At 68.9% G+C, this 1052-nt stretch carries 2 protein-coding genes; both read left to right on the top strand.

From position 1 onward, the window contains the following. Nucleotides 1-272, top strand: a 272-nt coding sequence (locus AB0I03_RS27140; RefSeq protein WP_360417505.1) for a hypothetical protein, incomplete at its 5' end; no start/stop codon positions are given. Next, a partial coding sequence (locus AB0I03_RS27135; protein ID WP_360417503.1) for a hypothetical protein occupies nt 265-1052 on the top strand: 788 nt, incomplete at its 3' end. The genes AB0I03_RS27140 and AB0I03_RS27135, both read left to right, overlap by 8 nt.

Here is a 1052-nt window from a genome sequence, read left to right as displayed (position 1 = left end):
CCGAAGTGCGGTACGCCAAGCGGAGGTTGTTGCCGTCGCTTGCGGAGGCCGCGGAGGACGCCGTGCCGCATGTCGTCGGCAGCGGGGAGCGGGCCGATCAGCTGGGGCAGCGGTATTTCGGGGATCCGGGGCAGTGGTGGCGGATCGCGGATGCCAATCCGGTGCTGGAACCCCGGGAGTTGACAGCGGAGCCCGGGGTGGAGATTGCCGTGCCGTTGCCGGGCGGGTTCGCCGGGGGTGTCGGCGGCGGGCCGGGGGTGCGGCATGGCTGAGGGGGACGAGCCGGTCGGGCGGGGGCCCATTCACGTCTCGCTGTACATGGGGCCGAAGTCGGCGCGGTTGGTCCCGCAGGAGGTGGTGGAGGCGCTGTTGTCCGCGCAGATCACCAGTACGGCCGGTGAACGGAGCGGGTTTCAGCTGGCGTTCGACCTGACGAAGAAGGGGGCGATCGTCGAGCGGTTGCTGCCGGAGGGGTTCTTCGATCCGAAGACCCGGGTCATCGTCACCGTTGCCCTCAAGGGGACGCCGGTGGTGTTGCTGGACGGCGTGATCGTGCGGCAGGAGGTGGGGAGCAGCAATCATCCCGGGCAGAGCACGCTGACGGTGACGGGTGAGGACCTGACGCTGTTGATGGATCTGGAGGAGCGGACGGACCGCTATCCGAATCTGGCGCCCTCGCAGCGAGTCGAGCGGATCCTGTCCAAGTACGCCGATTACGGGATCGATGCGCGGATCATCAGGGAGCAGATTCCGCAGCCGCCGCGGGAGCAGGTGCGGGTCGACTACCAGACGGGGACGGATCTGCAGTATGTGAACGAGCTGGCGCGGGCCAACGGGTACACGTTCTATCTGGAGCCGGGTCCCGTGCCGGGGCGGTCGACGGCCTTCTGGGGGCCGGAGCAGCGGCTCGGGCAGCGGCAGCACGCACTGAACGTGAACATGGACGCGAACTCGACCGTCGATCAGCTCACGTTCGCCTATGACGGGACGGCGCGGGAAGAGCCGCAGGCCCGGGTGCAGGACCCCGTGACGCGGCAGGCGCCGTTGTTGGC

This window comes from Glycomyces sp. NPDC021274 (genome assembly GCF_040641195.1).
In the GTDB taxonomy this organism is placed as follows: Bacteria; Actinomycetota; Actinomycetes; order Mycobacteriales; family Micromonosporaceae; genus Glycomyces.
This window is presented reverse-complemented; position numbering and strand designations above follow the sequence as displayed.